Source organism: Cellvibrionales bacterium (assembly GCA_016713115.1).
Classification (GTDB): domain Bacteria; phylum Pseudomonadota; class Gammaproteobacteria; order Pseudomonadales; family UBA7239; genus UBA7239.
This window is the reverse complement of the sequence record JADJPU010000001.1, coordinates 1258495-1283554: the sequence shown is the minus strand read 5'-3', so window position 1 is coordinate 1283554 and position 25060 is coordinate 1258495. Positions and strand designations below refer to the sequence as shown.

General features: G+C 53.2%; 29 protein-coding genes and 2 riboswitches. Of the genes, 24 read left to right on the top strand and 5 right to left on the bottom strand.

All coding sequences use genetic code 11. From position 1 onward, the window contains the following. The 20 genes from cobO (at window position 1) to IPK30_06160 (ending at window position 17207) form a co-directional block, all read left to right on the top strand. Complete coding sequence (gene cobO, locus IPK30_06255) at window positions 1–600, top strand: cob(I)yrinic acid a,c-diamide adenosyltransferase (protein MBK8102886.1); 600 nt, start codon at window positions 1–3, stop codon at window positions 598–600. Window positions 601–633: 33 nt separating this feature from the next. After that, window positions 634–870: riboswitch (cobalamin riboswitch) on the top strand. A gap of 106 nt (window positions 871–976) precedes the next feature. Then, on the top strand, window positions 977–1156 hold the full coding sequence (locus IPK30_06250) for a CbtB-domain containing protein (protein ID MBK8102885.1): 180 nt from the start codon (window positions 977–979) through the stop codon (window positions 1154–1156). A 14-nt stretch (window positions 1157–1170) separates the two neighbouring features. Next, the gene (locus IPK30_06245) at window positions 1171–1929 is read left to right on the top strand and encodes a CbtA family protein (protein MBK8102884.1); all 759 of its coding nucleotides are present in this window, start codon (window positions 1171–1173) and stop codon (window positions 1927–1929) included. A 1-nt stretch (window position 1930) separates the two neighbouring features. Beyond that, entirely contained in the window at window positions 1931–3226 is a 1296-nt protein-coding gene (locus IPK30_06240) for a cobyrinate a,c-diamide synthase (GenBank protein ID MBK8102883.1), read from the top strand. Beyond that, window positions 3223–4017 (top strand): precorrin-4 C(11)-methyltransferase, encoded by a 795-nt coding sequence (cobM, locus tag IPK30_06235; protein MBK8102882.1) that lies wholly within the window; start codon window positions 3223–3225, stop codon window positions 4015–4017. The genes IPK30_06240 and cobM overlap by 4 nt, the downstream gene beginning before the upstream one ends. After that, on the top strand, window positions 4014–4943 hold the full coding sequence (locus IPK30_06230) for a sirohydrochlorin chelatase (GenBank protein ID MBK8102881.1): 930 nt from the start codon (window positions 4014–4016) through the stop codon (window positions 4941–4943). Before cobM ends, IPK30_06230 begins: the two co-directional genes overlap by 4 nt. An 11-nt stretch (window positions 4944–4954) precedes the next feature. After that, complete coding sequence (locus IPK30_06225; protein MBK8102880.1) at window positions 4955–5635, top strand: precorrin-8X methylmutase; 681 nt, start codon at window positions 4955–4957, stop codon at window positions 5633–5635. Window positions 5636–5642: 7 nt separating this feature from the next. Further along, complete coding sequence (locus tag IPK30_06220; protein ID MBK8102879.1) at window positions 5643–6743, top strand: cobalt-precorrin-5B (C(1))-methyltransferase; 1101 nt, start codon at window positions 5643–5645, stop codon at window positions 6741–6743. Continuing rightward, window positions 6743–8035, top strand: a complete 1293-nt coding sequence (gene cbiE / locus IPK30_06215) for a precorrin-6y C5,15-methyltransferase (decarboxylating) subunit CbiE (GenBank protein ID MBK8102878.1) — start codon at window positions 6743–6745, stop codon at window positions 8033–8035. The genes IPK30_06220 and cbiE overlap by 1 nt, the downstream gene beginning before the upstream one ends. After that, entirely contained in the window at window positions 8032–8790 is a 759-nt protein-coding gene (gene cobI, locus IPK30_06210) for a precorrin-2 C(20)-methyltransferase (protein MBK8102877.1), read from the top strand. Before cbiE ends, cobI begins: the two co-directional genes overlap by 4 nt. Continuing rightward, complete coding sequence (locus IPK30_06205) at window positions 8787–9539, top strand: cobalamin biosynthesis protein CbiG (GenBank protein ID MBK8102876.1); 753 nt, start codon at window positions 8787–8789, stop codon at window positions 9537–9539. Before cobI ends, IPK30_06205 begins: the two co-directional genes overlap by 4 nt. Next, entirely contained in the window at window positions 9536–9931 is a 396-nt protein-coding gene (locus tag IPK30_06200; protein ID MBK8102875.1) for a cobalamin biosynthesis protein, read from the top strand. The genes IPK30_06205 and IPK30_06200 overlap by 4 nt, the downstream gene beginning before the upstream one ends. Further along, a complete protein-coding gene (gene cobJ, locus IPK30_06195) occupies window positions 9928–11292 on the top strand; it encodes a precorrin-3B C(17)-methyltransferase (GenBank protein MBK8102874.1) in 1365 nt (454 codons plus the stop codon). Before IPK30_06200 ends, cobJ begins: the two co-directional genes overlap by 4 nt. A 14-nt stretch (window positions 11293–11306) precedes the next feature. Continuing rightward, window positions 11307–11654 carry an NAD(P)H-dependent oxidoreductase subunit E gene (locus IPK30_06190; protein MBK8102873.1) on the top strand — a complete coding sequence of 116 codons (348 nt, stop codon included), beginning with the start codon at window positions 11307–11309 and terminating at the stop codon, window positions 11652–11654. Next, window positions 11651–12403 carry a uroporphyrinogen-III C-methyltransferase gene (gene cobA / locus IPK30_06185; protein ID MBK8102872.1) on the top strand — a complete coding sequence of 251 codons (753 nt, stop codon included), beginning with the start codon at window positions 11651–11653 and terminating at the stop codon, window positions 12401–12403. Before IPK30_06190 ends, cobA begins: the two co-directional genes overlap by 4 nt. After that, on the top strand, window positions 12394–13317 hold the full coding sequence (locus IPK30_06180; GenBank protein ID MBK8102871.1) for a cobalamin biosynthesis protein: 924 nt from the start codon (window positions 12394–12396) through the stop codon (window positions 13315–13317). The genes cobA and IPK30_06180 overlap by 10 nt, the downstream gene beginning before the upstream one ends. Next, entirely contained in the window at window positions 13310–14308 is a 999-nt protein-coding gene (locus IPK30_06175; GenBank protein ID MBK8102870.1) for a threonine-phosphate decarboxylase, read from the top strand. The genes IPK30_06180 and IPK30_06175 overlap by 8 nt, the downstream gene beginning before the upstream one ends. Before the next feature lie 41 nt (window positions 14309–14349). Next, on the top strand, window positions 14350–14550 hold the full coding sequence (locus IPK30_06170; protein ID MBK8102869.1) for a type II toxin-antitoxin system VapB family antitoxin: 201 nt from the start codon (window positions 14350–14352) through the stop codon (window positions 14548–14550). Beyond that, window positions 14547–14927, top strand: coding sequence for a VapC toxin family PIN domain ribonuclease (locus tag IPK30_06165; GenBank protein ID MBK8102868.1), 381 nt, complete (start codon window positions 14547–14549; stop codon window positions 14925–14927). The genes IPK30_06170 and IPK30_06165 overlap by 4 nt, the downstream gene beginning before the upstream one ends. Window positions 14928–14960: 33 nt before the next feature. Continuing rightward, a riboswitch (cobalamin riboswitch) is annotated at window positions 14961–15175 on the top strand. A 118-nt stretch (window positions 15176–15293) separates the two neighbouring features. Continuing rightward, complete coding sequence (locus tag IPK30_06160; protein ID MBK8102867.1) at window positions 15294–17207, top strand: TonB-dependent receptor; 1914 nt, start codon at window positions 15294–15296, stop codon at window positions 17205–17207. A 20-nt stretch (window positions 17208–17227) separates the two neighbouring features. Here the strand turns inward: IPK30_06160 and IPK30_06155 are convergent, their stop codons facing one another. Both IPK30_06155 and IPK30_06150 read right to left on the bottom strand, forming a co-directional pair. Then, entirely contained in the window at window positions 17228–17506 is a 279-nt protein-coding gene (locus IPK30_06155; GenBank protein MBK8102866.1) for a polyhydroxyalkanoic acid system family protein, read from the bottom strand. Between the two features lie 4 nt (window positions 17507–17510). Further along, window positions 17511–18812, bottom strand: coding sequence for a 6-phosphofructokinase (locus IPK30_06150; protein MBK8102865.1), 1302 nt, complete (start codon window positions 18810–18812; stop codon window positions 17511–17513). Between the two features lie 182 nt (window positions 18813–18994). Here IPK30_06150 and IPK30_06145 point away from each other — a divergent pair, with 182 nt between their 5' ends. From IPK30_06145 to IPK30_06130, 4 genes are all read left to right on the top strand, one after another. Beyond that, window positions 18995–19312, top strand: coding sequence for a hypothetical protein (locus IPK30_06145; protein ID MBK8102864.1), 318 nt, complete (start codon window positions 18995–18997; stop codon window positions 19310–19312). A gap of 144 nt (window positions 19313–19456) precedes the next feature. Beyond that, on the top strand, window positions 19457–20647 hold the full coding sequence (locus tag IPK30_06140; GenBank protein ID MBK8102863.1) for an acyl-CoA dehydrogenase family protein: 1191 nt from the start codon (window positions 19457–19459) through the stop codon (window positions 20645–20647). A gap of 2 nt (window positions 20648–20649) precedes the next feature. Beyond that, window positions 20650–21135: a MaoC family dehydratase N-terminal domain-containing protein gene (locus tag IPK30_06135; protein ID MBK8102862.1), complete on the top strand. Its 486-nt coding sequence runs from the start codon at window positions 20650–20652 to the stop codon at window positions 21133–21135. A 2-nt stretch (window positions 21136–21137) separates the two neighbouring features. Beyond that, window positions 21138–21545: a hypothetical protein gene (locus tag IPK30_06130; GenBank protein ID MBK8102861.1), complete on the top strand. Its 408-nt coding sequence runs from the start codon at window positions 21138–21140 to the stop codon at window positions 21543–21545. 20 nt (window positions 21546–21565) lie between these two features. Here IPK30_06130 and IPK30_06125 read toward each other — a convergent pair whose 3' ends face one another. The 3 genes from IPK30_06125 to IPK30_06115 are packed head-to-tail and all read right to left on the bottom strand — an operon-like array spanning window position 21566 to window position 25056. Next, a complete protein-coding gene (locus tag IPK30_06125) occupies window positions 21566–22303 on the bottom strand; it encodes an SDR family oxidoreductase (protein MBK8102860.1) in 738 nt (245 codons plus the stop codon). Between the two features lie 12 nt (window positions 22304–22315). After that, window positions 22316–23626, bottom strand: coding sequence for an FAD-binding oxidoreductase (locus tag IPK30_06120; GenBank protein MBK8102859.1), 1311 nt, complete (start codon window positions 23624–23626; stop codon window positions 22316–22318). Next, window positions 23626–25056 carry a UbiA family prenyltransferase gene (locus IPK30_06115; GenBank protein ID MBK8102858.1) on the bottom strand — a complete coding sequence of 477 codons (1431 nt, stop codon included), beginning with the start codon at window positions 25054–25056 and terminating at the stop codon, window positions 23626–23628. The genes IPK30_06120 and IPK30_06115 overlap by 1 nt, the downstream gene beginning before the upstream one ends. Window positions 25057–25060: the final 4 nt, after the last annotated feature.

Sequence of the window (25060 nt, the reverse complement as noted above, 5' to 3'; positions counted from 1 at the left end):
ATGTCTACCGACAACACACGCCACCAGAAAAAAATGCAGCACCGCAAAGAAGTGATGGATGCCAAAATTGCCGCTGCGCAAGACGAACGCGGCGTGCTGTTGGTGCATACCGGCAACGGCAAAGGCAAATCCAGCTCCGCATTTGGCATGGTGGCGCGCGCACTCGGTCACGGCATGCGCGTGGGCGTGGTGCAATTTATTAAAGGCGCGCAGAGCACCGGCGAAGAAACCTTTTTCCGCCGCTTCCCCGAAGTGGACTACCATGTGATGGGCGAAGGTTTTACTTGGGAAACACAGGATAAATCGCGCGATATTGAAAAAGCGGAAACCGCTTGGGAGCAGGCAAAAAAGTTTCTGCGCGATGAAAACATCAACCTCGTTGTGTTGGATGAATTAAACATCGTGCTGCGCCTGAAATATCTCGATCTCCACACTGTACTAGCCGATCTCAAACAGCGCCCCGCCATGCAACATGTTGTCGTCACTGGGCGCGGCGCACTGCCAGAACTGATCGACATCGCCGACACCGTGAGCGAAATTAACGAAGTCAAACACGCTTTCAAAGCCGGTGTGCGCGCGCAGAAAGGCGTGGAGATGTAATCCCCGCCTTGCCTCCTCACGCCAACCTCGCTAGAGTGCTGCCCTGCTTCAGGTGCCCGACGAGCTTCTGCTCCGAGGGTGAAACGGGAAGCTGGTGCGTTCGCTCTCTGAGCAACAATTCCAGCGCTGCCCCCGCAACGGTAAATGAGTAGAGACCGGCAATAACCACTGTGTACTGCGCCACTGGCGCGACATGGGAAGGTGCCCGTCGGCGTACAGGATGCTACGCACTCATGAGCCCGGAGACCGGCCTGCCGCATACGGTTTTGGCATACGCCATTGCCTTTTACTTGACTCGCGGCGGGCGAGCAGTGAGCGGATTTCTCCTCTCTGGCTGTCTCTCCCCCGCATAACCAGCACCGCACGGGGAATTGTCATGACTGCTGCTACTTCTACTGTTTCCACCCAAATCGCTGTACGAACGGGCGTATTGCCTGCGCTGTCATCTATCGCAGCAGGCCTGTTGTTGATTTTTGCTGTCGGCTTCTCGCACATGAGTGCCGCGCACAACGCCGCGCACGATACGCGTCACGCCGCTGCCTTTCCCTGCCACTAAAACAGGGATCTCACATGAAAACATTATTAACGCCCGCACTGCAGGCGGGGTTTCTTGCCGCCTTGATTTTGACAGTAGTGCAAATGTTTACCGCTATTCCGCTGATTCTAGAAGCGGAAACTTACGAACAGGCCGCTGAACCTGCGTCCGTGGTGGAATCTGCACCCGCTGCACCCGCTGCACACAGCCACACTGCCGATGCAGTGCCCGATCACCACAGCGCCGAAGCAGCACAAGAAGAATGGGAGCCAGAAAACGGCTGGCAGCGCACCCTCGCCACGGCCAGCGCCAACACCGTGATGGGCGTCGGCTTTGCCCTAGTGCTGGTCGGCCTGTTCCGCTTCCGCGCGCCAAAAAATGCGCTCACTGGATTGGCTTGGGGTGCGGCGGGTTACCTCAGCGTGTTCGCCGCGCCATCTCTGGGGCTGCACCCTGAGCTGCCCGGTACAGCTGCGGCTGAACTGGTGGGCAGACAGGAGTGGTGGATAGGCACCGTGTTGGCCACAGCGATCGGCTTGAGTTTGTGTGTACTAACACGCTCATGGAGCCTGAGAGTGATTGGCTTTGTACTTATAGCCCTGCCGCATTTGATTGGCGCGCCGCTGCCAGCCGTGAAAGAGGCTCTGGCACCAGAAGCCTTGCAACATCAGTTCATTCTGACTTCAGCCCTGCTCAACGCGCTGTTTTGGGCGGTACTGGGCGTGGCCAGTGCGTGGTTTTATGTGCGTGCCAACCGCGGTGCAGAGAACCCGTCAGCGAGTGCTGCCAGCTGACATGAACACACCTCGCCACTGTCCGGCGCTGTTTATCACAGCGCCTGCATCGGGTCAGGGAAAGACTACCGTTACCGCCGCGCTGGCGCGTTTGCATACGCGCGCCGGTCGGCGCGTGCGTGTGTTCAAGTGCGGGCCCGATTTTCTCGACCCGATGATTCACGAGCGCGCTTGCGGGCAGCCGGTGTACCAACTGGATTTGTGGATGGGTGGCGAGCAGCACTGCCGCGACCTGCTCTACCGCGCCGCCGGTGAAGCAGATTTAATTCTGATCGAAGGCGTGATGGGTTTGTTTGACGGCGAGCCCTCCAGCGCCGACCTCGCGCAACGGTTTGGCATTCCCGTCTTGGCCGTGATCAATGCCACGGCGATGGCACAAACCTTCGGCGCACTCGCCCACGGTTTGGCCACTTATCGCAGCAATCTACCCTTTGCCGGCGTGCTGGCCAATCGCGTCGCCAGCGACAGCTACGCTGAGCTGTTGCGCAACAGCCTGCCAGAAAATATGGCGTGGTATGGCGCGGTGTTTCGTCAGGAAGAAGCCACCGCTCTGCCCTCGCGCCACCTCGGTTTGGTACAAGCGGAAGAAATTGCCGATCTCGATGCGCGCTTGAATGCAATGGCTGACGCATTGGAAAAAACAGCCACGGCATTACTGCCGCCGCCAGTTATTTTTCATTCCGCCGACGAGACGGTTGAGCAAGAAAAAATGTTGGCTGGAAAACGCATCGCCATTGCGCACGATGCCGCGTTTGCTTTTTTGTATCGCGCCAATACCGATTGCTTAAAAAATCTCGGCGCAACGCTGGTTTATTTTTCACCGCTGCAGGACAGCGCACTGCCCGATTGCGATGCCGTGTATTTGCCCGGCGGCTATCCCGAATTGCATTTGGATGCGCTCAGTAAAAACAGCGCACTCAAAGAGGCCTTGCAACAACATCACGCCGTAGGCAAGCCGCTGCTCGCAGAATGCGGCGGCCTGTTGTATTTGTTGGATTCGCTGTCCGATAAAAACGGCAAACGCGCAGCGATGGCTGGTTTGTTGCGCGGCGATGCCGTGATGCAAAACAAACTCGCCAATCTCGGCCTGCACAGTGTGTCGCTGCCAGAAGGAGAAGTGCGCGGCCACACTTTTCATCATTCGCAAACCACAACACCTTTGACAGCGCACACGATGACGCAGGGCAAGCGCGGCAAACCGGAACCGGTGTACCGCGATAAAAAATTGCTCGCTTCGTATTTGCACATGTACTTCCCCTCTAACCCCACCGCTATCGCAAGGTTATTGAACACATGACGGGCACAGTATTTTTTGTCGGCGCAGGCCCCGGCGATCCACAACTGCTGACGCTAAAAGGACGCGACTTGATTGCGCGCGCCGGTGCCATTTTGTTTGCCGGCTCCTTAGTGTCAGAAGCGGCCACGCAATGGGCGCCAGCCGATTGCGAAATTGCCGATTCCAAAGACATGACGCTGCAACAGATTGTGGAATGGCTCATCACACGCGCACAAAAAAATGAAACCGTCATTCGTTTACAAACAGGCGATCCCGGTTTATACGGCGCGTTAATCGAAATGGTACAGCCGTTGGACGCAGCTGACATTCCTGTTTCAGTTGTCCCTGGCGTCACTTCTGCCATGGCTTCCATGGCAGCCGCCTGTGAAAGTTTGACCCTGCCAGAAGTGACGCAAACGGTCATTTTTACGCGCGTCGAAGGCCGCACGCCGATGCCAGAAGGCGAATCGCTGGCAGAACTTGCTGCGCATCACAGCACCATCTGCATGTATCTATCCATCACGCTGTTAAAAACCATTCGCAAAGAATTGTTGATAGCAGGATGGAGCGATCAGTCGCCGATCTTGGTGGTGCAAAAAGCCAGCTGGCCCAACGAAGAAAAAATTGTGCGCGGCACACTCGCAGATATTCGCGAACGCTGCTTAGAAGAGGGCATTACTGCGCAGGCGATGATCGTCGCCAGCCCCACGCTCGGCGCGCGTCACTGGTCCGAATTAAAAAAATCCAAACTGTACGATGCCAGTTTTACGCACCGATTTCGCAAAGCATCCACCGAGGAAAAACAACCATGACACATACTATTTTGCTCGTCGGTCACGGCTCGCGCGATGTGAACGGCAATATCGAAATCGAAAAGTTTACGCAGCAATGGCGGGAAAAACTGCCGCAGCAGCGCATTGAATTGTGTTTTATAGAATTTGCCGATGTGATGTTGGATCAAGGCTTGGCGAACGCCGCCCACAATTCCAAACGCGTGGTAGTGATTCCGTTAATTCTCAACGCCGCTGGCCATGTCAAAATGGAAATTCCAGAACACATTGCACACGCGCGCAAAAAATTTCCGCAGTGCGAATTCATTTACGCGCCACACCTCGGTGCCTGCGATGAAATTCTTGCCATTCTGCGTCGCCGCCTCACTGCTTCCATGAATGCGATGGATGTGCCAGACCCCGCAACCACCGGCGTGATCTTGTTAGGGCGAGGCTCGTCTGATCGACAAGCCAACGGCGAAGTCGCCAAAATGGCGCGCTGGTTACAAGAAGATGCCTTTAGCAGAAATGTGCGTCATGAATTGGTGGACTTTGCATTTACTGGCATCACTTACCCGCGTTTAGAGCGCGTGGTGCAGCGCCAAGTGAAATTAGGCATGTTGCAAATCGCGATCCTGCCTTACTACTTATTCACCGGCACGCTGGTCGAACGCATCAAACGACAAGTGGCGCGTTTGCAGCAACAATTTCCGCAAGTCATTTTTCACTGTGGCGATTATTTCGGTTTTGAAAAAGAAATTTTTACGCTGTTGGAAAAACATATTCAAGATGCCGTGTATCACAAGCAAGCCATGCCTTGCGACGGCTGCCGCTTTCGTGAAATTGCACACGAACTCGGTCACGGACATTCGCATGATCACTCTCATGACCATGCGCATGACCATACACATGATCACAGCCATGACCATCACGCACACGATCGTGATCACCAACACGCGCCAGCGTGAGGAGCAGCTCCATGACTTACACCACCAACAACAGCGCCACCGAACAGATGACCCGCTTGGGTCAGCAGATCGAACACGAATCGTTTGCCACGGTAGATCGCGAAGCCGGTGAGCACCCTTACACAGCCGAGCAATGGCCTGTTGTGCGCCGCATGATTCACGCCACCGCCGATTTTGAGTTCAACGGTTTAACACAATTTCATCAGCGCGCGATTGAAGCGGGTGTGCAAGCAATTCTGAACGGTGGTGCTTTGATTGCCGATGTAGAAATGATTTGTGTCGGCGTATCCAAGCCGCGTTTGGCACACTTTGGCGTGAACCTGCATCAATTCATCAGTGATAACGATGTGATCCGCGATGCGAAGGCAGCTGATTCCACGCGCGCCGTATTCGCCATGCGTAAAGCGCACCAACAAGGTTTGTTGGATGGAGCCATTGTCGGCATCGGCAACGCGCCCACTGCGCTGCTAGAAATATTGCGCTTGGTGCGTGAGGAAAACGCAAAACCTGCGCTCATCATTGGTATGCCAGTGGGTTTTGTTTCGGCCGCTGAATCGAAAGATTTGTTGGCGGAGTGCAATACCGTGCCGTGGATTATTACGCGCGGACGCAAAGGCGGTTCTACACTCGTCGTCGCCGCCATTCACGCAGTCTTAGCCTTGGCAGAAAACACACAGCGCGCGCAACAATAATTTCGCCATGGAAAAAATCCCCGCCAAAAAACGCCTGCGCACCGGATTTTCTACTGGCGCTTGTTCAGCGGCAGCAGCGCGTGCCGCCGCACTGGGTTTAGTTCACGGGGAAGTGCCGACGCAAGTGGAATGTTTATTGGCAAATGGTCAGCGCGTTTTTTTTTCTATTCATGACAGCAGTTGTACCCAATCAGAAGCGCATGCGGTGGTGATCAAAGATGCGGGCGATGATCCCGATGCTACGCACGGCGCGCACATGACGGTGCATCTAAAAGTTCTGCCAGATTGTGAAAACATAATTGAGTTTCACAATGGCGCAGGCGTGGGCCTTGTCACCAAACCTGGTTTAGGTCTTGAAGTTGGCGGCCCCGCTATCAACCCCGTACCGCGCAAAAATATTGCAGAAAATCTGCGCGAAGTCGCCAGTGAATTATTGGAACAACACGGTCTCTCGGTCACGATATCGGTGCCGGGTGGCGAAGAGATGGCAAAAAAAACCACCAATGCGCGCCTCGGTATTTTGGGCGGCATTTCTATACTCGGCACCACCGGCATCGTCAAACCGTATTCCACCAGCGCGTTTCGCGCGAGTGTGGTGCAGGGCATACAAGTGGCAGCAAAAACCGGCAACGACACCGTGGTGTTGACCACGGGTGGCCGCACCGAAAAATTTACCATGCAAGAACTGCCACATTTGAATGACACCTGCTTTATTCAAATGGGCGATTTTTTGCGCTACGCCTTGGACGCCGCCGTGAAATGCAAAATGCGCGAAGTGGTGATCGGCGGCATGGTGGGCAAACTCACCAAAATTGCACAGGGTGAAACCATTACGCACGCGGGGCGCGCGGAAGTTGATACTGGATTACTGGCCGATATTGCCGCTACTCTCGGTGCGCCTGCTGTTATGTGCGAAGCGATTCGCGACAACGAAACCGCACGCTTTGCCGGCGAACAAATGGCCACCATCAACCTTTCCTACGAATTTCATAAAGCCCTAGCAGAAAAAGTGATTGCCACTTTGTTAGGGCGCTATCCCAACAAATTTCAGTTGCGCGTTTTGGTGTGTGACTTCGACGGTAAAAAAATTGCGGAGGCTGTTTCTTAATGAATGCTATGCATCGCTGCGCCGTGATCGGTGTTCTAGACAACGGCTGTGAAGGCTTGACCGCACAGGCAGAAAAAATCCTACGCACTGCTGATGTTGTTATCGGCGGCACGCGCACGCTCAAGCTGTTTGCTGCATCACTGAAAGACAACAGCATCACACACGATCTCACTGGAAACATGCGCAGCATTCCACTGTGGATACGCGAGGCACAGCAACAGGGTTTGCGCTGCGCCGTACTCGCCACCGGCGACCCGCTGTGCCACGGCATTGCCAATTATCTTGCCGCGCAATTGTGTTTTGATGCACTGGAAATATTGCCCAACACATCCACCATCCAACTTGCTTGCGCGCGTTTTGGCATCCCTTGGCAAGATCTGCACATTGTTTCTATTCACAGCAAAGATGCGGGCGAGTGGCAAGAAGGTGCCACGCCAGCGCACGGGCTGTATGCGCTGCGCCGCGCGCTAACACAGCACGACAAACTGGCTGTGCTGACCAGCCCAGAAAACACACCCGACCGCATTGCGCGTTTACTGCTCGCGGCGAACTTGCAGCACGATTTCCAGATAGCTGTGGCAGAAAATCTGTGTTGCGATGATGAGAATCTCGTCAGTGATCTCAGCATTGAAACCATCGCCGACAAAAAATTTGCCGAACTCAATGTGGTTTTGCTGTGGCGCATCGCACCCAAAGCAGCGCCAGTGTTGTTTGGTCATGCCGACAGCGCGTTTCAGCAGCGCTATCCCGAGAAAGGCTTAATCACCAAACGCGAAGTGCGCGCGGTGTCCTTGGCGCGCATGCAATTGCGCCAAGACAGTATCGTGTGGGATATCGGCGCCGGTTCCGGCTCGGTGGGTGTTGAAGCCGCGCGTCTGTGTCCGCAAGGCCATGTCTACGCCATCGAAAAAAATGCCGGCGACTGTGAAAATGCTCTCGCCAATCGCAACAATTTTGCTTTGCACAACTACACGCTTCTGCACGCCAAAGCGCCAGAGGGTTTGCAAGATTGGCCGGATCCAGACGCGGTATTTATCGGCGGCTCTGGCGGCGAACTCACCGCGCTGATTCAACTGATTTTGCAGCGCTTAAAACCCAATGGTTGGCTGGTGATGAATTTTGTCACTTTTGAAAATATCGCTGTTGCTATCGAAGCTTTAAAACATTCTGGCGCGGAATGGGATATCACCCAAATGCAAAGTGCGCGCAGTAAACCTGTTTTAGATATGCACCGACTCGCGGCAGAAAATCCAGTGTGGATTGTGTGCGCGAAAAAAGCGGAGGCGGCATGAAACAGGGCAAATTGATCGGCGCTTCACTCGGCCCCGGTGATCCGCAACTCATCACGCGCAAAGCTTGGGATGCACTGCACAGCGGCGCGCAGTGGGCGTATCCGATACGCAAAAAAGGCAGCGACAGTTACGCGCTAGGTATTGCACAACGCGCGCAACTCACCACGCCAGATGATGCGCTCGCACTTATTTTTCCCATGACGCATGACGCAGAAAAATTAGCGCGCTATTGGCTAGAAGCAGCAAACAGCGTTTTAGCCACACTGAACACAGGGCGCGATGTGGTGTTTTTGGTGGAAGGCGATGCCTCCACCTTTTCTACTTTCAGTCATTTGGCGCGCACGCTGCGCGGTCTTGCTGGCGAAGTTGTTATCGACACCATTCCCGGCGTGCCAGCCTACAACGCCGCTTGCGCCGCACTCGCACAACCACTGGCCGATGTGGATGACACCATAGCCATCGTGCCGGCCGCATACGGCGTGGCGTTTGTGGAAAATTTGCTGACAGATTTCGACACGCTGGTGCTGATGAAAGTAAAACCTATCCTAGACGACATCATCGATTTGTTAGAGCGCAAACACTTGCTGGCGCACAGCACCTTTATTGAAAAAGTGGGCGCGCATGAAGAGCGCATCGTGCATGACATCACCCAGTTGCGCGGCACAAAAGTCAATTATCTGTCGTTGATGTTGGTTAAAAATCCAGCGCGCACGCGCGGTGAAATCCAAAAAGGTTGCAGGAAAAAAACCGCATGAGTGATCCAACTTTACATACCGTGCGCGTGGCACTGGTCGCCATCACCAAACACGGCGCCAAACAAGTGGCAGCTCTGGCTCCCGCCTTGCCTTGCGCGGAGATTTTAGTTTCAGAAAAAGTGTCGGGCGAACTAGGTACGATCACGAATAAAACCACGATTTACAGTGGGGCGATGAAAGACGAAATTGCGCCACTGTTTGCCAATTACGATCAAATTGTTTTTTTTGTGTCCTTGGGTGTGGTGGTGCGCATGATTGCGCCATATCTGAAATCGAAAGAGGAAGATCCGGGCGTGATCGTGGTGGATGATGCGGGACAGTTTGTGATTCCGGTGTTGTCCGGTCACGTCGGCGGTGCGAATGCCTGCGCCGAACAACTGGCAGATTTGATCGGCGCCACGGCAGTTCTTACAACCGCATCCGATGTGGGAAAAACTATTCCGGTGGATATTTTAGGGCGCGGTCTCGGTTGGAAATTGGAAGCGCCAAAAATCAATGTCACGCGCGTGTCGGCTGATGTGGTGAACGGCGAATTGATTGCCTTTGTGCAGGAAGCCGGTTCACCGCATTGGTGGATACGCCCCACGCCACTACCGAGCAACATCCATCTGTTCGACAATTTTTCTGCCGTGGATTTGCAGCGCTACAAATCGGTGTTGTGGGTCACGCACGCCGCGGTTTCCGATGAATTATGGCAACAACTGCACGAGCGTTTGGTGGTGTATAGACCGCCACGGGAAGCCGTATGAACCTAGCAGTGGGTTTAGGCTGTGATCGCGGTGCGCTGTTGCAAACGCTGGAAACGGCCTTGGATGTCGCGCTGCAAAGTATCGCGGCTACGCGCGCGCAGATTCGCGTGTTTGCTACCATCGATAAAAAAAATAATGAGCACTGCATGCAACAGTTAGCGCAACAAGAAAACAAAATGCTGGTGTTTTTTACCGCAGAACAATTGGCACAAGTGGCTGTGCCCAACCCGTCGGAAACCGTGCGCAAATACATGGGCACACCGGCAGTTTCTGAAGCGGCCGCGCTGCTGGCGGCAGACACCACGCTGCAACATTTATTGGTAGAAAAACACAAACTCTTAGGCAGTGACGGCAAAAACGTCACTGTATCCATCGCGAGGATAGCAACATGAAAACCGGAAAAATTTTTCTCGTGGGTCTAGGCCCCGGCAATGAAGAAAATATGACGGCACGCGCGCGCGAAGCCATCGCCATCTCTGACACCATCATCGGCTACACCACCTACATTAAATTGGTGGCGGATTTAATCGACGGCAAAGAAGTCATCCGCAAAGGCATGACGGAAGAATTGGATCGCTGCCACGAAGCGCTGGCGCGCGCGCGCGAAGGCAAAAATGTGGCGTTGGTGTCATCCGGTGACAGCGGCGTGTACGGCATGGCCGGCCCCACTTATGAAGTGTTATTAGAAAGTGGTTGGAAACCCGGCGATGGCGTAGAAGTGGAAGTGGTGCCGGGCAGCTCAGCGATCAACAGTTGCGCCGCATTAGTTGGCGCGCCGCTGACACACGATGCCTGCACCATTTCTTTGTCGGATTTATTAACGCCGTGGCCCACGATCATGCGCCGCATCGAAGCGGCCGCGCGCGCGGATTTTGTCATCGCACTGTACAACCCGAAAAGTGGCAGACGCACGCAGCAAATTGTGGAAGCGCAGCGCATTTTATTGCAGTACCGCAAACCAGAAACGCCGGTGGCTTTGGTGAAATCGGCTTATCGCCGTCGCCAAAATATTGAATTCAGCACGCTGGAAAAAATGGCGGAAGCGGATATCGGCATGCTCACCACGGTGTTGATCGGCAACAGCAATACCTTTGTGCGCGAAGGTTTAATGGTGACGCCGCGCGGCTACGCCAACAAATACACAACGGCCATTGGCAGCGATGCAGTGCATGCAGGCGAACAATCCGGTCGCTCGCTAAAAATGGGTTTGGTAGGTTGGAAAGCCTGCGCGCGCCAATGGTTGCGCGATAACCCGCAAAAAAATCTGCGCGATGCCGCCCTGCATTTTGATATGCCGATGGGCGAATTGCTCTCGGCGGTTGCCACGCGCTATGACGATGAAGCTGAATGTTCGTGGCGCAGCCTGCGCATTGTGCGAACAGAAGATATGAAAGTTTTAGAACTCGTCGCTAGTTGGGGGAAATTGCGTGGCGTGGTGCGACAGGAAGGTGGCGCGATTGCGGAATTATTGTTTAGCCAACCCAGGTTTTCACAAAAAGGTGAATGGTTAAATTTAATTACCGACACTTTCCATTTGCATCTGCATTGGGGAAAAGTGACCGAACTGTGGCTGGCTGCCAAAGACAACAAAATTCACGGCTTGTATTGCATCGACAACAAAGGCCAATTGCTGTGTTCATTGCTCGCCTGCGACAGCGTTGATTTTTCGCCAGAGCAATTAGCAACACAACTGACATTGGACAGTCTTGTTGCGGAAGATGACGACACAGACAGCACAAACGACAGCGAATAAACCGAGCGGATTTTATGAGTGAATTGATAGCCAGCGAAAAACCATCGATGAGCGCCTACCACCGGCACATAGTGGTTTGCACTGGGCCGCGCTGTACGCAAGGCGAATCGCAAACACTGTTCGACAGCCTCGGCGAAAAATTCAAAGCCGCTGGCATCGACAAAGGTGCTTTGCGCGTTAAACGCACGCGCGCTTCCTGTTTCGCCACTTGCAAAGGCGGCCCGCTAATGGCCGTGCAGCCAGACGGCGTGTGGTACTACAATGTCACCGACGCCAATATGGATCGCATTATTCGCGAACATTTTGTTGGCGGCACACCTGTCGAAGAACTGATTTATCACCGCTCCGGTTGCGATACATGAACGAAATACACTCCTCTCTCGGCAAAGTTTGGTTAGTCGGCGCAGGCCCCGGCGACCCAGATTTGCTGACGGTTAAAGCGCTGCGCTTGCTGCAAACTTGCGATGTAGTGATTTACGATCGCCTCGTTTCGCCGGCGATCATGGCGCTGATGCCGGAATCTTTGCGCAAAATTTATGTCGGCAAAGCGCGCAGCGAACACGCGGTGCCACAAGACAATATCAATCAACTGTTGGTGGATGAAGCGCGCGCCGGTCACAAGGTGTTGCGCTTGAAAGGTGGCGACCCATTTATTTTCGGTCGCGGCGGTGAAGAAATTGAAGAACTCGCCGCAGCCAATATTCCATTTGAAGTGGTGCCAGGTATTACCGCTGCCAGCGGTTGTTCGGCTTACGCCGGCATTCCGCTCACGCACCGCGATTACGCGCAATCGGTGCGTTTTATCACCGGCCATTTAAAAAATGATGAAGTGAATTTGCGCTGGCCCGAATTGATGGATCCCACGCAAACGCTAGTTTTTTATATGGGCTTGGTCGGCTTGCAAGCGATTTGCGAGCAGTTGATACAACACGGGCGCGATCCACAAACACCGGTCGCGCTGATCGAAAAAGGCACCACGCCCCAGCAGCGCGTGGTGATTGCCACGCTCGCCACCATCAACGAGCGCGTGCACGCAGAGCAAGTCACTGCGCCTACGCTCACCATCATCGGTGATGTAGTCAAACTGCACGACAAACTGAAATGGCGTTAAGTTTTTTTGCGCCACTGCTGGCCTTACTGCTCGATAAAGTTTTAGGTGAACCTAAACGCTGGCATCCGCTGGCTGCATTTGGTCAGTGCGCCACACGCGCAGAACATTTTTTTTACGGCAACGGCGAATGTTCATTTGTTAAACGCCAGTGGCGCGGTTTTATAGCGGTGATGGTTTTGATGATTCCTGTAACACTGGCGGCATGGATGCTCAGCGCGCTGCCGGTGGTCGGCGGTATTTTTTCTGTCGTCATCCTGTACGGTTGCTTGGGTTTGCAAAGTCTGCACGAACACGCGCGCGCCGTGGCCACATCTTTATTTGCAGGTGATCTCACCGCAGCTCGGCAGGCGGTGGCGATGATCGTCAGCCGCGACACGCAAACCATGAACGAAACACAAATCACGCGCGCGACTATCGAATCCGTATTAGAAAACGGCAATGACGCGGTATTTGCCACCTTGTTTTGGTTTTTTATTTTCGGCGCACCCGGTGCGGTGTTGTTGCGTGCAGCCAATACGCTGGACGCGATGTGGGGCTACAAAACTGAACACTATTTGCACTTTGGACGCTTTGCCGCCAAGTTTGATGATGTATTGAATTGGTTGCCTGCGCGCCTCACCGCTGCCACTTTTTCTCTGCTCGGCAACACGCAGCGCGCATGGCATTGCTGGCGTGCGCAAGCACGGCACTGCGCAAGCCCTAACGGCGGCGTGGTGATGACAGCCGGTGCCGGCGCACTGCAAATCACCCTCGGCGGCGCGGCGGTTTATCACGGCATCGCCAAAGAAAAAATCCTCATGGGTGAAGGAAAAACTCCGACAGCTTTCGATATAGAACGCGCTTTGCGCCTGGTGCGACACAGCGCATGGCTGTGGGTTTTTCTCTACGCTATTTTTTATTCGCTTTATGCTTGAACACGGCGGCAAACTGCGCGCAGCAGTTCAGCAATACCATATTCCCTTGGAGGATTGGCTGGATTTGTCTGCCGCACTCAATCCAACGCCCTATCCCGTAGGAAAAATTCATTACTCCACTTGGCAACGCCTGCCGGAGGATGACGATGCCTTAATTACTATCGCTGCACGCTATTACGGCAACGAACAATTATTACCTGTTGCCGGCTCGCAAGCGGCGATTCAAACGCTGCCGTTTTTGTTTTCTGCACCGCTGCGCGTCGGCATTTTACAAACCACCTACAACGAACACGCGCATGCGTGGCGGCGCGCCGGTCACACACTGATCGCGCTGGATGAACAAGAAATTGATCAGCATATTTCGCAGCTGGATGTGTTGCTATTGGTGAATCCCAACAACCCAACCAGTGCCATTTTTTCGCGCGCACAATTGCGGCAATGGCACGCGCAACTTACAACGAATAAAGGCTGGCTGATTGTTGATGAAGCGTTTATCGACTGCGACCCGCAACACAGTCTCGTTCAAGAAGCCCAACAAACTGGCTTGATTATCCTGCGCTCTCTCGGCAAGTTTTTTGGTTTGGCGGGCGCACGCGTCGGTTTTGTATTTGCCGAAAAAAATCTACTCGCCAACTTGCGCGAAACCTTGGGACCGTGGCCCATCAGCCATCCTTCGCGCATCGCCGCGCAGCGCGCCCTGAGCGACAGCACATGGCAACAACAGCAGCGCGAAATGCTGCCGCAGCAATCCGCGCGCTTAGCGCAGTTGCTTACCGAAAACGGTCTTGCTCCGACGGGTGGCTGCGCCCTGTTTCAATGGATACAAACGCCCACTGCTGCCGCTATCCATCACCATCTGGCCACACAAGGCATCCTCACCCGTTTGTACGCTGCGCCCGCCAGTTTGCGTTTGGGCTTACCTGCTGAGGAAGCTGAGTGGGAGAGGTTGACCAGTGCTCTGAAGCGCGCCTTGATAAATCATCATATTTGATACATATTGACATCAGATATGATGCAGACACGAGGTAGCCAATGAGAACCACAGTGACAATAGACGACGCTTTGTACAAAAAAGCCATCGATGTAGCTGACCCTTCTATGGATAAAGCCGATCTCATCCGCGAGGCCATCAAAGTGTATGTGCGCGTGCAATCTGCCAAGCGTTTGGCAAGCCTCGGCGCTGCTGCGCCTGAGATGCAGGACATCCCGCGCGAACGCACGCCGCCACCATGAGCCGCGTATTGGTTGACACCTCGGTATGGGTGGATCACTTCCGCCAGAGCAACAAACCCTTGATCGATTTGCTAATACTCGACGGGGTGGCAATGCACCCGCTCATCATCGGGGAGCTTGCTTGCTGTACACCACCTAATCGCGCGCAAACACTGAGCGATCTGCACAATCTGCAATCCACGCAGCAGGCAACGCTGCCGGAAACACTGGGTTTCATCGAGCGTGAATGTCTGTTTGGTTTGGGCTGCGGCCTAATTGATTTATTACTGCTGACTTCAGCGCTAATCACACCCAACACACAGTTATGGACCTTGGACAAGCGCTTACACCAACTAGCGCAACGCTTTGGTGTGGCATACAGCCCTGCGAAACACTGAAACCTTCTTGCCCCTCCCCCCCATTCCCGCTACAGTGCGCGCGCTGTTACAGGTTCCGGCGATCTTTCTGATCTCTGGTGAAATGGGAAGTTGGTGCCATCGCTTGCGATCATCCCAACGCTGCCCCCGCAACGGTAAACAGGTAGAAGTCAGCAATACGCCACTGTGCTCTGCATGGGAAGGCGCTGATTCGATTGACCTTCAATCGCCTGTGAGCCCGGAGACCGGCCTGCAACACCAGGGAATCAAATTCCCGTTAGCTACGATGAGCGGAGGGCTTCATCCAGCTGGTGCGTACGGATGTCGCATCTGTTGCCGTGTCCCTCCTCAATCGCATTTCCCCATTCACAATGCATTGAGGTCTACATGAAACATCCCATCACACTAAAAAGCGCACTCCCTTTGGCTCTGCTTACCGCACTGGCGCCACACGCATTAGCGGATGAAGCGAACGCAAATAGCACACTGGAAACGGTACTAGTTACCGCCACGCGCACTGAAGAAACCGTAGCAAAAACACTCGCGCCCGCCACGGTGTATACCAAAGAAGACAGCGAACAACTTCAAGCTACTAGTGTCACGGAATTGTTGCAGCGCATCCCAGGCGCCAGCATCAATACCAACGGCGGCGCAGGTTCTGTCGCCAGTGTGTTCTTGCGCGGCACGAACAGCAGCCACACACTGTTTTTGATCGACGGCCAACGCATCAACAGCGCCACACTCGGCTCATCGCCACTGGAATCACTCGATGTCAATCAAATCGAGCGCATTGAAGTTGTGCGCGGTCCGCGCTCTAGCCTGTACGGTGCCGACGCCATCGGCGGCGTGATTCAAATTTTCACCAAACAGGGCGGTGAAGCCGGTCTGCATCCTAAAATTTCTTACGGTTTTGGCAATCACGGCACACAACAAACTACGATCAGTGTGAACGGCGCACAAGATGGTTTTCGCGGCAGTTTTTCTAGCTCGCACTACGATACCGATGGCATCGATGCACTGATTGACGACAACGGCACCAACTTTGATAACGACGCCTATCGCAACACGAGCACCAGTGCTTCTGTCGGTTATCGCTTTGATAACGGTGCCGATATTTCACTGTCACATTACAAATCCAACAGCGAAAACGAATACGACAACGGTTTTTTACCCAACACACGCCCCTACTCGCGCTCCGGTTTAGAAACCACCAGCTTCAAATGGGAACAACCCGTTATCAGCGATTTATGGAAAAGCACCGTGCAGCTGGGTGAAACACGAAACACCTCTGAAGATTTTGACGATCTCGATCGTCGCACTTTCAGTAAATTCAACACGCGCCGTGAATCGGCCAGTTGGCAAAATGATTTCACTTTTAAAACAGGTGCCGTTAGCCATGTGTTGACCGGTGGCGTGGACTACTACAACGACGAAGTGAATAGCACTTCACCCTTTACCGATGCCACCGGCAAGCCGGTAAAAGAGCGCGACAATCTCGGGACTTTTGTGCAAGAGCAAATGGATGTCGGCAAGCACCAATTGGTACTCGGCTTGCGCAATGACGACAACGAGCAGTACAACAACAACGCCACCGGCAATGTCAGCTACGGTTATGCTCTGCACGATGATTTACGCGTAATCGCCTCTTACGGCACCGCTTTCAAAGCGCCAACTTTCAACGATTTGTTCTGGCCGATCACGCCGTGGTCTGCCGGCAACCCCAATTTGAAACCGGAAAAATCCACCAACTATGAAATCGGCTTAAAAGGCACGCCGGCATTTGGCTCGTGGGAACTCAATGTGTTTGAAAACAATATCACCGACTTGATCGAATGGGCAGAAATGCCACCGGGTTCTTGGTTTTATACACCGAGCAATGTCGACAAAGCGGAAATTCAGGGCGTGGAATTTGCGCTGAATACATCCATTCAAGAATGGAATATTGCATTCAATACCAGCTACATCGACGCGCGTTACGATGGCAAGGGCGTAGATCACAACAACTTCTTGATCAACCGCCCGCGCCACACAATGAACCTCGACATCAGCCGCAACTTTGGTGCTTATGAATTCGGCACGGAGTTTGTTGCGCAATCGAAACGCTACACCGATCGCAGCAACACGAATGTTGAAGGTGGCAATAATCTGGTGAATGTACGCGCAGCCTATAACCTAACGAAAGAAGTAAAGCTGCAGCTCAAACTCACCAATTTGTTCGACAACCAATACCGCATCAATGATCGCTACAACACTGAAGGCTTTGGTTACATGGCCTCAATTGTTTACACACCGGAGCTGTAAGCAAGAAACTTCCTGCCGCGTCACTGCGGCAGCTTTTCTTCACAGAACTCGGTAATGGCGCTGCAGATTTTTTTCTCGAACATCCCCAGCATCATGCCGAGTTTAATTTCTATATCCACTTTGTGTGGATGCATCATTAACTTACCACTCGCGCCGCTGCGGTGAAACTCAATATGGCTGCCGTGCCACACGCTGGTAATTTGATATTCATCGTGCAGCTTTGCAATTAAAGTATCCAGCACGGCGCGCGTCTCACGCTCCGATAATTTGTGTGCATGGCTAATTTTGATCGATGCCATGTGCTCACTTTCCTATCTTAAAATCATGCTTTAACTTCTTAGCCACCATCACTTTTTTCAAGCGCGCGTATTGCGGCACGCCGTTTTTATACGGTGGATAATCTTCGCCTTGAATTAACGGCTCCAAATAATCGCGGCAGGCTTGTGTAATGCCAAAACCATCTTTACTGATGAAAGCACGCGGCATTTTTTTCTCCACATTGGCTACTTTCGCCAGTGGCGCTTCTGTAATCGTCCAACTGTATTTTTTGCCCGTGCCACGCGTGATGGCTGGCATCACGGCATTTTTTCCTTTCAACGCCATTTCTACTGCCGCTTTGCCCACGGCGTAGGCTTGCTCCACATCGGTTTTTGAAGCGATATGGCGCGCCGCACGCTGCAAATAATCGGCCAGCGCCCAGTGATATTTGTAACCCAATTCATCTTTCACCATTTGCGCCAGTGTTGGCGCAACACCGCCCAACTGTTTGTGACCGAAGGCATCCACCGAACCGGCATCCGCCAAAAAGGTGCCATCTTTGTATTGCGCGCCTTCGCTGGCCACCACTACGCAGTAGCCATTTTTTTGCACCGTGTCTTTCACGCGCTTGAGAAACTTGGCTTTATCAAAAGCGATTTCTGGAAACAAAATAATGTGCGGCGCATCGCCTTCTTGTTCGGCCGCCAAACCACCGGCAGCAGCAATCCAGCCAGCGTGTCTGCCCATCACTTCCAGAATGAAAACTTTAGTGGAAGTTTCACACATGGAAGCGACATCTAGCGCGGCTTCTTTGGTGGATACCGCCACATATTTTGCGACGGAACCAAAACCTGGGCTGTTGTCGGTAATCGGCAAATCGTTATCCACTGTTTTCGGCACATGGATCGCTTGTAGCGGATAGCCCATGGTTTCGGATAGCTGCGAAATTTTTAAGCAGGTATCGGCAGAATCGCCACCACCGTTATAGAAAAAATAGCCGATGTTGTGCGCTTGGAATACTTCGATCAAACGCTCATATTCTGCGCGGTGTTGATCGAAGCCTTTTAATTTGTAGCGACAAGAACCGAATGCACCCGATGGTGTGTGCTTCAAGGCGTGAATCGTTGCCGCACTCTCTTTACTGGTGTCGATCAATTCCTCGCGCAGCGCGCCAATGATACCGTTGGCACCGGCATACACTTTGCCAATTTTGTCGCTGTGCGCACGACAGGTTTCTATCACACCCGCCGCTGACGCATTGATCACCGCTGTCACACCACCCGATTGCGCGTAGAACGCATTTTTTTTAGTCGTCGATAGGGCGGCAGGTTTTTTGCTGGCGGGCATAGGGAAATCCTTAGAGTGATCTGAATCAAGAAGGGGATAGGTTGTGCCGCGCCATCTTACTGAAAGACCTCTGAGGAGAAAATGGCGCTTGGCAATCTGGGGCGGGTGTGGTCTACTGGAGCTGTCACCGAGATCGGTAGACGAACAATAAGACATCTCAATCTGACAAAAGGAAATCTCTCATGATAAAGAAAATTGCAACGATCGCAGCCCTGTCTTCTGTCGCCCTGCTGGGTGGCTGCGCTACGGGTTACAGCCCTGTCAGCACCGGCTTGATCACTAATGTCAAAGGCCCCATCGTGGCGACCTCTCACTCTGGCACCAGCAAAACCGGTACCGCCTGTGCCTCCACCATCATCGGCTTGATCAACTCTGGCGATGCTTCTATCGCTGCAGCGAAAGCCAACGGCGGCATCCGCGAAGTGTCCACCGCTGATTTCCACACTCAGGGCTTCTATCCCTTCTTCGGTAAAACTTGCACCATCGTCAAAGGCGACTGATTCTCTCGCTGCGCTACAAACAGGCTCCCTCGCGGAGCCTGTTTTCTTTCTGCTCCCCTCGTTTTAGTTCTCATCAGCACTGGCACCGCCTCTGTAATCAGGGGAAAATAGCGCCCCCGCAACAGTACCGCCCCAGGAGCCACCGTGGACTTCGAATTCAGCCCCGAACAGCAGCAATTCATCGGCAATATTCGCAGCTTCCTCGCTGACGAAGCGAAAAAGCCCTACGCCGCCGAGGTGATGAGCCCCGACCGCGAGGCCGATTCCATGCTGGCCGACAGCCCTGAGCGCCGCGCCTTCAACAAACAGCTCGCCGCCAAGCGCTTCCTCGGCATGAGCTGGCCGGTGGAATACGGCGGCCAAGCCAAAGAAGGGATTTTTGAGTACCTCGTCAACGAAGAACTGGCTTCAGTCGGCGCACCCTTGATCGGCAAAGGCGTGGGCTGTGTGGGCAAGACTCTGATTCGCCACGGCTCCGAAAAGCAGAAACAAGAATTTCTGCCGCAAATTTTGAATGCGGATATCGAGTTCTGCTTGGGTTACTCCGAACCGGGCGCCGGTTCCGATCTCGCCTCGCTGAAACTGAAAGCAGAAAAAGTGGACGGCGGCTGGAAAGTCAACGGGCAAAAAATCTTCAACACCTCGGCGCATTTTGCCGAGTGGTATTGGCTGGCCGCGCGCACCGATTTTGAAGCAGCGAAACACAAAGGCATTTCCCTGTTTTTGATTCCGATGAATTCCGCGGGCATCACCGTGCGTGAAATCAAAACCATGGGCGATCACCGCACCAATGAAGTGTTTTTTGATGATGTGTTTGTACCGGAAGACGCGCTAGTCGGTGAGTTAAACAAAGGCTGGATTTATATCTGCGAAGCGCTCGACTACGAACGCTTCACGCTGTACACCGTCGGTCCTTTGCAGAAAAAATTTGAAGTGTTTATCGACATGATTAAACAGGAAACGCGCGACGGTCAGCCGCTGAAAAATGATCCACAAGTGCGCAAACTGGTCGCGCAATTCAGCACCGATTTAGAAACAGCCGTGATGTTGCAGCGCCGTGTTATCGCCGCCGCCGTAAAAGGTGGCGTGCCCACCGTGGAAGCGGCGATGTGCAAGCTGTACAGCACGCAGCTCGGCCAACGCCTTGCCAATGCTGCACTCGACATTCTCGGCCCCTCCAGTATGTTGCATGAAGGTGTGGAGCACGCGCCCTGCCACGGCAAGTGGGAGCATTCGCTGCGCGCTACCGCGTTGGACACCATCGGCGGCGGCACTTCAGAAGTGCAAAAAAATATCATCGCGCGCCGCGGCCTTGAATTGCCCTTGGTGATGTAAGCGTGTCGGATCTGCCGCAGCAAATTCAGGAGTGGATCGGCAAAGTGGTGGTTGTCGATGAGGCGGAAGTTGCCGTCGAACAAGCGCTGATCGAAAACTTTTGTTCGGCCGTGGAAGATGGCAACCCGCGCTACTGGCAGGAAGGCATTTCGCCGCCAGGGATGTTGAGTGCTTACAACCGTCCGCATCCGTGGACACCGGCGCGCGGCGACAAACCGAACAATCGCCCACTGGAATTGCATTTTCGTGTGAAAGATTTATTGCAGTTGCCGCGTGGCGTGGTGGTGGAATTGTCGTTTGAATTTGGTGTGCCAGTGCGCGTGGGCGATCGCCTGCGCGCCGAGCAATCACTGCGCGAAGTGAGTGACATCAAAACCAATAAATTGGGCACGGGTCGCAATTGGGTGATTGATGTCACTTACAAAAATCAGCGCGGCGAAATAGCCGGCGTAGAAACACTGAACTTTTTTGGCTACAACAGGAGCTGATGATGGCTGCGCTCACGGCTGCCGCTGTACAAATTGGCGATACCCTTCCCGAATTGCACATCGCGCTGTCGGCACAAAAAATTATCAGCGCCGCCGCCGCCACGCGCGATTGGCAGCCCATCCATCACGACCATGAAGCGGCGACCAAGGCGGGCTTGCGCGGCATTATTCTCAACTCGCCTTCACAAGCCGGTTGGATTACAAAATACATCACGGATTGGGCGGGTGCGGCAGCAGATATCCGCAGCATGTCTTTTCGCATGAAAGATTCTTTCTGCCCAGGCGATGAAATGATTCTGCGCGGTGAAATCACCGCCAAAGATCAGCAGCGCATCACCGCCAACATCACGCTCAGCTCAGACGCTGCGGTAAAAACCAGTGCCACCGTACAGTTCGATTTGCCCCGTTAAACTTTGCCCCACTAAAAACGCTACAGCGACAAGCGTTTGAAAATCGCTTCGGGGATGTGGCGAATAATTAGCATGATGTACTGCCAAAACCACGGTGCATAAATCGTATTTTTCTTTTTCTGTATGCCGTTTTCGACACACGCGGCAATTTGTTCAGGCGCAGCCCACAGCGGACCCGATTTATCCATACCCGCTGTCATCGGCGTATCCACAAAGCCAGGTTTAACGGTGAGCACTTGTACAGCGTGTTTTGCCATGCGATTGCGCAAGCCTGCTGCAAACACCGTCACTGCCGCCTTGCTCGCGCCGTAAAAATAATTGCTCTGTCTGCCGCGATCACCTGCCGGTGAAGAAATCAGCACCACGCTGCCAGATTTGGTTTGTGCCATGCGCTCAGCCATCACACTGGCCGGCTGCAAATAACTCAGTGCATTCAAGGTAAACATGGCTGGCAGGGCGGCGACATTTTTTTCCAATTCACGCTGTTCCGGCATACTGCCCTGTGCAAACAGAGCAATATCTACCGCTGCACACTGCGTATAAATCTGCGCGATCAAGGCGTTGTAATCTTGTGGTTGCGCAAGATCTATTACATGACAATGTACCTGCTGCGCACCGCGCGCCAGTAAATCCTGTTTAACGACTTCTAGTTTTGCATTGTCGCGCGCCAGCAAATAAAAGCTATCTCTCTGTGCTGCACGCAAACGCGCCCAAGCCTGTGCAATGGCTGATGTCGCGCCAAAAATAACAATGTTCATAGCCATCCTCTTTTATTGTGATTGCGAATAAACGCGGCGCCAAAAACTGGAAGAAAATTGTGGGTCGATATAGGGAATAAATTTCTCGACTTGAGGAAAACTGGCGCGAAACATAGCGGGTGACATACGCGCGTCTTTTGCCGGATAAATCGCCCCTTCGGCTTCGCGCACTATGGCATCCAAATCATTCAGCAGGTTCAGCGTGCTGTCGCCCAAATTAGGGAAGTCCAACGCCAAGGTGTAACCGCTGCGCGGAAAAGACAGCAAGCCGGGTGAAGGCAAATCACCAAACTCTTTTAATACGCTGAGAAAAGAGGCCTGCCCAGATTGGGCGATACGATTTAACAGCGCCTGCAAAGTGTCGCGCACATCGCGTGTCACTACGCACTGGTATTGCAAAAAACCGCGCGGCCCGTAAATGCGATTCCAGTGGTGAATGTTGTCCAGCGGATAAAAAAAAGCGTCATAGCTTAAGCGGGCAGATTTTTTTCTGGCACGCAGCTTGCGGCAATACAGAGCATTGAATGCACTGACGCTATAGCGATTGAGCACATGCGGCGGAAATGTCAGCGGCACAGATAATTTTTTACCCTGCTGATGCACGATGGGTAAGGTATCGCTCTCGCAGTGATTGGCGCGCGAAAAAATGCTGCGCCCCAATGCGCTGCCAGTGGCTAAACAATCCAACCACGCCACGCGATAGCGGTGTGTCTCGCGCGACTGCTCAAAATGCTGCAAGCAGTGATCGAGGTTGTCACATTGAAAAGAATCGTCATTTACAAAAGCGTTTTTGACGGGGATCAGTTGCAGCTCGAGCCAGGTAATCAAGCCTGTCAGACCCAAACCGCCGATCGTTGCGCAAAATAAACCCGTATTTTCTGACGGCGTACACAGCAGGCGCTCGCCATCACTGCGCAACAATTCAAACGCAGTGATGTGTCGGCCAAATGTGCCGTCCACCACATGATTTTTTCCGTGCACATCATTGGCTACTGCGCCGCCGAGTGTCACAAATTTGGTGCCGGGTGTTGCAGGTAAAAACCAACCGTGAGGTACACAAATGGCCAAAATATCCGCCAGCGACACGCCGGCTTCACAGCGCAACAAGCCCGTTGTTTTATCGAAATCTATCCAGTGATTCAGTGCAGATGTGTGCAGCAGCGTGCCGCCGTCATTCAAGCAACTGTCGCCGTAACTGCGGCCCATGCCAAACGGTAAGATTTTATTTTCTGTTTTTGGCAACACATCGTTGCGCCAAAAAATCGTGCGCTCATCATGCGTGTAATGAAAATAGCGCCCCCACGAATGGCACGCATTTTTCATCACGCCATCGCTCCCACCACCATAAAAATACCAGCCAACGCAAACAACAGCCAACTCATCGGATCGCGCAAAGCAAACACCACCGGATCATCGTGCATTTCATTGCGCCCCGTGATCAGCCACACGCGCCCCAACCACAACGCCATCACTGGGCACAACGCCCACAAAAAACGCGGACTGCTATAAAGCTCTACGACATCTGGACTGTTGATATACAACGCCAATACCAGCACAGCCATCATGGCACTGGCCGTGCCGAGCCCGGTGAGTACGGGGATGTCGCTGGTCCAATAGCCGCGGCATTGCGCGGGCTCTTCTTTTGCAGAAATCTCAATGCCTTGCAGCTCTGACAAGCGTTTTACAATCGCCAAACTAAAGAAAATAAAACAGGAAAAAGCTAATAACCAAAATGATGTTTCTGCCTGTGCCGAAAATCCGCCAGCGACAACACGAGAGGTATACAAACCCGCCAAAACAGCGACATCTAAAATTGGGATGTGCTTGAGTCGCAAGGTATAAAAACTTGTCACAATAAAATAAGCCGCGATGCTATAAACAAACCCCAATGGCAACATCGCTGACAACAACACTGCAGTACAAGCCAATAACAACGCCAACACAAAGCCAGCCTGCACCGATAATTCGCCACTCGCCAACGGTCTTGTATATTTGCTGCGATGCTGACGGTCCGCTTCAAGATCACTGATATCGTTGATCAAGTAAGAAAGCGATGCGCAGCAACCAAACGCAACAAAACCCAGCAGCGTATTCTGCAAATATGACCATGCAAACATATGATGCGATGCAAACAACGGCACAAATACCAGCGCGTTTTTTGCCCATTGATGGATACGCAACGCGCGCAACAATAAAGCTATTGTCATATAGCTTCGCAAATCGAAAGTTTTTTCAAAAACAAACAGGGCACTCATTTTTTTGGTGGCGGCAGGGTTGGCGTTCACCAAATAACACTGTCTCGCCTGCTCCCAGCACGGGCGGTCAACTGCGCTATTACCGGCGTAATCAAAGCCCTTTTCGCCAAACTGCGCGACCATTGCTTCTGCTTTTGCGCAGCCGGTTAAATTCTTATCGCTTGTCGCCAATACACCAGAAAAAAAACCGTAATGGTCTGCTACCTGTTGTGCAACATCACGATAAGCACCTGTTGCCAAATACAATGCCCGACCGTTTGCTTTCTCCGCGTGTAAAAAAGCCAAGAAGTCTGTATTGGCTGGCAATAGCGCCACATTGAGAGAGCAGCGCGCAGAAAGCTCGCGCTTGAGAAATACCTTGCCGCGCAAACACCACAGGGGAAGCAACAACAACACCCACGGCTGCATCCTCAGCACGCCAAACAGCAACTCCAGTAGTGTGTCTGTTTTTAACAGCGTGCCATCCATATCGACACACAGTGGAATGGGTTTATTCACGGCT

Bases quoted from the DNA above. Each gene is read 5' to 3' on its own strand.
- IPK30_06175 (MBK8102870.1), top strand. From the start codon at position 13,310: ATGCTTGAACACGGCGGCAAACTGCGCGCAGCAGTTCAGCAATACCAT.
- IPK30_06205 (MBK8102876.1), top strand. From the start codon at position 8,787: ATGAGTGATCCAACTTTACATACCGTGCGCGTGGCACTGGTCGCCATC.
- IPK30_06240 (MBK8102883.1), top strand. From the start codon at position 1,931: ATGAACACACCTCGCCACTGTCCGGCGCTGTTTATCACAGCGCCTGCA.
- cbiE (MBK8102878.1), top strand. From the start codon at position 6,743: ATGAATGCTATGCATCGCTGCGCCGTGATCGGTGTTCTAGACAACGGC.
- IPK30_06125 (MBK8102860.1), bottom strand. From the start codon at position 22,303: ATGAACATTGTTATTTTTGGCGCGACATCAGCCATTGCACAGGCTTGG.
- IPK30_06225 (MBK8102880.1), top strand. From the start codon at position 4,955: ATGACTTACACCACCAACAACAGCGCCACCGAACAGATGACCCGCTTG.
- IPK30_06165 (MBK8102868.1), top strand. From the start codon at position 14,547: ATGAGCCGCGTATTGGTTGACACCTCGGTATGGGTGGATCACTTCCGC.
- IPK30_06250 (MBK8102885.1), top strand. From the start codon at position 977: ATGACTGCTGCTACTTCTACTGTTTCCACCCAAATCGCTGTACGAACG.
- IPK30_06220 (MBK8102879.1), top strand. From the start codon at position 5,643: ATGGAAAAAATCCCCGCCAAAAAACGCCTGCGCACCGGATTTTCTACT.
- IPK30_06180 (MBK8102871.1), top strand. From the start codon at position 12,394: ATGGCGTTAAGTTTTTTTGCGCCACTGCTGGCCTTACTGCTCGATAAA.
- IPK30_06200 (MBK8102875.1), top strand. From the start codon at position 9,536: ATGAACCTAGCAGTGGGTTTAGGCTGTGATCGCGGTGCGCTGTTGCAA.
- IPK30_06130 (MBK8102861.1), top strand. From the start codon at position 21,138: ATGGCTGCGCTCACGGCTGCCGCTGTACAAATTGGCGATACCCTTCCC.
- IPK30_06160 (MBK8102867.1), top strand. From the start codon at position 15,294: ATGAAACATCCCATCACACTAAAAAGCGCACTCCCTTTGGCTCTGCTT.
- IPK30_06150 (MBK8102865.1), bottom strand. From the start codon at position 18,812: ATGCCCGCCAGCAAAAAACCTGCCGCCCTATCGACGACTAAAAAAAAT.
- IPK30_06245 (MBK8102884.1), top strand. From the start codon at position 1,171: ATGAAAACATTATTAACGCCCGCACTGCAGGCGGGGTTTCTTGCCGCC.
- cobA (MBK8102872.1), top strand. From the start codon at position 11,651: ATGAACGAAATACACTCCTCTCTCGGCAAAGTTTGGTTAGTCGGCGCA.
- IPK30_06155 (MBK8102866.1), bottom strand. From the start codon at position 17,506: ATGGCATCGATCAAAATTAGCCATGCACACAAATTATCGGAGCGTGAG.
- cobI (MBK8102877.1), top strand. From the start codon at position 8,032: ATGAAACAGGGCAAATTGATCGGCGCTTCACTCGGCCCCGGTGATCCG.
- cobO (MBK8102886.1), top strand. From the start codon at position 1: ATGTCTACCGACAACACACGCCACCAGAAAAAAATGCAGCACCGCAAA.
- IPK30_06170 (MBK8102869.1), top strand. From the start codon at position 14,350: ATGAGAACCACAGTGACAATAGACGACGCTTTGTACAAAAAAGCCATC.
- IPK30_06145 (MBK8102864.1), top strand. From the start codon at position 18,995: ATGATAAAGAAAATTGCAACGATCGCAGCCCTGTCTTCTGTCGCCCTG.
- IPK30_06120 (MBK8102859.1), bottom strand. From the start codon at position 23,626: ATGAAAAATGCGTGCCATTCGTGGGGGCGCTATTTTCATTACACGCAT.
- cobM (MBK8102882.1), top strand. From the start codon at position 3,223: ATGACGGGCACAGTATTTTTTGTCGGCGCAGGCCCCGGCGATCCACAA.
- IPK30_06190 (MBK8102873.1), top strand. From the start codon at position 11,307: ATGAGTGAATTGATAGCCAGCGAAAAACCATCGATGAGCGCCTACCAC.
- cobJ (MBK8102874.1), top strand. From the start codon at position 9,928: ATGAAAACCGGAAAAATTTTTCTCGTGGGTCTAGGCCCCGGCAATGAA.
- IPK30_06230 (MBK8102881.1), top strand. From the start codon at position 4,014: ATGACACATACTATTTTGCTCGTCGGTCACGGCTCGCGCGATGTGAAC.